General features: G+C 70.4%; 5 protein-coding genes and 1 pseudogene. 1 reads left to right on the top strand and 5 read right to left on the bottom strand.

Annotation, left to right across the window (positions count from 1 at the left end):
* From JNL41_RS01585 to JNL41_RS01565, 5 genes and pseudogenes are all read right to left on the bottom strand, one after another.
* A pseudogene (locus JNL41_RS01585) lies at window positions 1-273 on the bottom strand (tRNA (N6-isopentenyl adenosine(37)-C2)-methylthiotransferase MiaB); the annotation flags it as partial.
* A gap of 65 nt (window positions 274-338) precedes the next feature.
* Window positions 339-746, bottom strand: a complete 408-nt coding sequence (locus tag JNL41_RS01580) for a Fur family transcriptional regulator (RefSeq protein WP_293472515.1) — start codon at window positions 744-746, stop codon at window positions 339-341.
* A 34-nt stretch (window positions 747-780) separates the two neighbouring features.
* Window positions 781-1,236: a GNAT family N-acetyltransferase gene (locus JNL41_RS01575; RefSeq protein WP_293472513.1), complete on the bottom strand. Its 456-nt coding sequence runs from the start codon at window positions 1,234-1,236 to the stop codon at window positions 781-783.
* Window positions 1,233-1,865, bottom strand: a complete 633-nt coding sequence (tsaB, locus tag JNL41_RS01570) for a tRNA (adenosine(37)-N6)-threonylcarbamoyltransferase complex dimerization subunit type 1 TsaB (protein WP_293472514.1) — start codon at window positions 1,863-1,865, stop codon at window positions 1,233-1,235. Before tsaB ends, JNL41_RS01575 begins: the two co-directional genes overlap by 4 nt.
* A 99-nt stretch (window positions 1,866-1,964) precedes the next feature.
* Complete coding sequence (locus JNL41_RS01565; protein WP_293472512.1) at window positions 1,965-2,540, bottom strand: NifU family protein; 576 nt, start codon at window positions 2,538-2,540, stop codon at window positions 1,965-1,967.
* Between the two features lie 116 nt (window positions 2,541-2,656).
* Between JNL41_RS01565 and JNL41_RS01560 the strand changes: the two genes are divergently transcribed.
* Window positions 2,657-4,212: DUF885 domain-containing protein (locus JNL41_RS01560; protein ID WP_293472511.1), on the top strand; the 1,556-nt coding region annotated here is incomplete at its 3' end.

Here is a 4,212-nt window from a genome sequence, read left to right as displayed (position 1 = left end):
GCCGGCGACCGCGATGGTCATGCGCGCGCCGCCGCCGGCGAGGCGCTCGTCGCGCATCTCGCGGATCTTGCCGAGCTCGGAGTAGACCTTCTCGGTGGCCTTCTCGCGGATGTGGCAGGTGTTGAGCACCACCAGGTCGGCCGCGGTGGGATCGTCCGTCATCCCATAGCCCAGCGGCGCAAGGACATCGGCCATGCGCTCGCTGTCGTAGACGTTCATCTGACAGCCGTAGGTCTTGATGTAGAGGCGCTTTACGGGCGCGGTCTCGGACATGGCGGGGTTATGGGGACGCGAAGGCGCGCGCGCAAGCTTCGCTCCCTACCCATCAAGGGAGGGAGTTACTCGTCGATCGGCACCCCATAGAGCTCAAGCCGGTGATCCACGAGCTTGTAGCCGAGCTTCTTGGCGATCGCGACCTGGAGGGCTTCGATCTCCTCGTCGACGAACTCGATGACGGCGCCCGTCTTCATGTCGATCAGGTGGTCGTGGTGCTCGTCGGTGTGCTCCTCGTAGCGGGAGCGGCCGTCGCGGAAATCGAGGCGGTCGATGATGCCGGCCTCTTCGAACAGGCGCACCGTCCGGTAGACGGTGGCGATGGAGATGTGCGGGTCGACCGCGTGGGCGCGGCGGTGCAGTTCCTCGACGTCGGGATGGTCGTGGGCGGTCGAGAGCACGCGCGCGATGACCCGGCGCTGCTCGGTCATGCGCATGTTCTTTTCGAGGCAGAGTTTCTCGATCCGGTCCAACACGTCCGATTCCTTCGCGTCCCTGAGGATAGGTCTAGAGGCCCGACGATGTAAGGTCGAGACGCATCACGAGCGCGTCCGCGCGACCCGCCGCGCCGCGGTCGTAGTAGTCCCGGCGGACGCCGGTCCGCACGAATCCGAGGCGTTCGTAGAGGGTGACGGCCGGGGCGTTCCCGACGTCGACCTCCAGGAACATGTCGGCGGCGCCGACGCCGCGGGCCGCGCCGATGGCGGCGGCCATCAACGCCTGCGCCACGCCCTGCCGCCGGGCCCAGGGCGCGACCCCCACCGTCAGGATCTCGGCTTCGCCCGCGATGGCGCGGCAGATCAGGACGCCGGCCGGATCGTCGCCGTGGACGAGGAAGCCGAAGACGCCCTCGCCGTCGAGCAGGTCCTCGAAGTCCATCTCGTCCCACGGGCTGTCGAAGGCCTGGGCATGGGCCGAAGCCATGGCCGCGGCGTCGGTGGGCGTGGCGGCGCTCAGCTTCACGGCGCGATCCCGCCGGGCAGCCTGGCGTCAGGCGCGCGCAGGTAGAGCGGCCGGATCGGCGTCGCGGCCTTCGCGGCGGCGAGGCGCGCGACGCGCCGCGCGTCGCAGCCTTCGGGCGCGAGGATCGTGTCGGCGGCCCGCGCGAGGAGGGCGGCGCCCGAGCCCACGAGGGTCAACGGCCGGTCCATGGCGAACTCGGCCACCCGGGCGTGCGCGGCCTCGACCGGCAGGACGCCGGGCGCCATCAGGGCGTGGCCGTCCGCGAAGACCTGCAGGTAGACCTGCTCGCGCCGGGCGTCGATGGCGGCGGCGACGAGGCCGCCGGCCTCGGCGGCCAGGGCCTCCAGCGTGCCGACGCCGACCGCGGGGATCGACAGGGCCGAGCCCAGCCCCTTGGCGAAGGCGACGCCGACCCGCAGGCCGGTGAACGAGCCCGGACCGACGGTGGCGCCGATGCGGTCCAGCCGCTCGAAGGCCAGGCCGGCCTGCGCCATCACCGCCTGCGCTATCGGCGCCAGCCGCTCCTGGTGGCCGCGCGTCATGGCTTCGCAGGCGTGCGCCAGCACCCGCTCGCCGTCGAGCACGGCGACCGAGCAGGCGTTCAGGCAGGTGTCGAGGGCGAAGACCAGCATTCAGGCGTGGGTAGCGGATGGGCTTTGCGTCGGGAAGCGGCTGCGGGGTCCCGGCTCGGCCGACGCGGCGGCGCCCCTGCTGGCCGGGATGACGGCTTACAAGGCCTGTTCGACCGCCGTCACTTCCGGGACGTAGTGCTTCAGCATGTTCTCCACGCCGGCCTTCAGGGTCGCCGAGGAGGACGGGCAGCCCGAGCAGGCGCCGCGCATGTTCAGCCACACGACGCCGGTCGCCACGTCGAAGCGGTTGAAGAGGATGTCGCCGCCGTCCTGGGCCACGGCCGGGCGGATGCGGGTGTCGAGCAGGTCCTTGATCTCGGCGACGATCTGGGCGGTCTCGCCCTCGTATTCGCCGCCGTCGTGGTCGCCGGCCGAGGCCTCGGCGCCTTCGGCGAACAGCGGCCGGCCCGCGGTGAAGTGGTCCATGATGGCGGCCAGGATCGGGGCCTTCAGGAGCGGCCAGTCGACCGAGGCGTGCTTGCCGACGGTGATGAAGTCGGGGCCGAAGAAGACCCGGCTCACGCCCGTGATCCCGAACAGTTCGGCCGCGAGCGGCGAGGCGGCCGCATCTTCGGGCGAGCGGAAGTCGCGCGTGCCCTCGCCCAGCACCGTCTTGCCGGGCAGGAACTTCAGGACCTCCGGGTTCGGGGTCGCTTCGGTCTGGATGAACATGCCGGGAGATGTGGCGCTTCGCGCCGCCGCACGCAAGCGGCCGCGCGTCGCAGGCGCCCTTTACGGCAGGGCCGGGCGGGCCCTAAGCCTTGGGGCCTGAACAAGTTGGGGACCGCATGTTCCGCACCGCCTGCTCCGCCCTGGCCCTCGCCACGGCCCTGATCGCCGCGCCCGCCGCCATCGCCCAGCCCGCCGCCTCGCCCGCGGCGCCGGCCGCACAGTCGGAAGACGCGCGTATCGCCGCCTTCTTCCAGGCCTCGTTCCTGGAGGCCGGCATGCTCAGCCCCGAGCAGATGACCCAGTTCGGCGTGAAGATGCGCTACGGCGAACTCGGCGACTACACCCGCGAGGGCAACGTGAAGGCCCTGGCGCTGGCCGAGAAGCAGCTCGCGAAGATGAAGGCCGACTTCGACCGTTCGAAGCTCTCGCCGGCGAGCCAGCTCAGCTACGACCTCTTCGAGCGCAACGTGACGGTCCAGCGCACCTTCCTGAAGTGGTACTGGCAGGCCTACGCCGTCACCTCGAACGGCAGCGCGCTCGACGGCGTGCCCGTGCTGCTGATCAACGCGCACAAGGTGACCAGCGTCGCCGACGCCGAGGCCTATGTCTCGCGCCTCAGGGCGGTCGAGCGGGTGGCCGGGGAGGTCAGCGACGACATCGACCAGCGCACCGCGAAGGGGTTCCTGCCGCCGTCGTTCGTGTTCGGTCGCGTGATCCCCGACGCCCAGACGCAGATCAAGGGCGCGCCGTTCGACGGCGGCGCCGACCACCCGGTCTGGGCCGACTTCAAGGGCAAGGTCGCCGCGCTCCAGGCCGACGATGCGGCGAAGCAGAAGCTGCTCGCCGACGCGGAGGCCGCGCTGAAGGGGCCGTGGAAGCGCGGCTACGAGCGCTACATCGCCTCGCTGCAGGGCATGCAGAAGAGGGCCACCACCGTGAACGGCGTCTGGGCGCTGCCCGACGGCGACGCTTTCTACGCCGACACCGTCCGCTTCTTCACGACCACCGAGCTCACGCCCGACCAGATCCACAGGACGGGCCTGGCCGAAGTGGCGCGCATCCGCCGCGAGATGGAGGTCATCAAGGCCAGGGTCGGCTTCAAGGGCACGCTCGAACAGTTCTTCGCCTTCGTGCAGAAGGACCCCAAGACCCATTATCCCAACACCGAGGCCGGCAAGCAGCAGTACCTGGCCGACGCCAAGAAGATCATCGCCGACTACATGGCCGTGGCGGACAGGCAGTTCTCGGTGCTGCCGAAGCAGCAGCTCGAGGTGCGCGCCGTCGAGCCGTTCCGCGAGAAGACCGCCTCCACCGCCTTCTACAGCCAGGGCACGCCGGATGGGTCGCGACCGGGCATCTTCTACGTGAACCTCACCGACATGAACCAGGTGCAGAAGGTGCAGTTGCCGGCCATCGCCTATCACGAGGGGGCGCCAGGGCATCACTTCCAGATCGCCCGCGCCCAGGCCCAGGCCGACCTGCCGCTGTTCCGCCGGCTGTCCTACTACGGCGCCTACACCGAGGGCTGGGGGCTCTACGCCGAGAAGCTGGGCAAGGAGGCGGGGTTCTACCAGGACCCCTACGACGACTTCGGCCGCCTCAGCCTGGAGATCTGGCGGGCGGTGCGGCTGGTGCTCGACACCGGCATCCACGCCAAGCACTGGAGCCGCGA

Source organism: Phenylobacterium sp. (genome assembly GCF_016793285.1).
GTDB lineage: Bacteria > Pseudomonadota > Alphaproteobacteria > Caulobacterales > Caulobacteraceae > Phenylobacterium.
This window is presented reverse-complemented; position numbering and strand designations above follow the sequence as displayed.

Coding starts and splice junctions, on each gene's coding strand:
- JNL41_RS01565 (WP_293472512.1), bottom strand. CDS start 2,540: ATGTTCATCCAGACCGAAGCGACCCCGAACCCGGAGGTCCTGAAGTTC.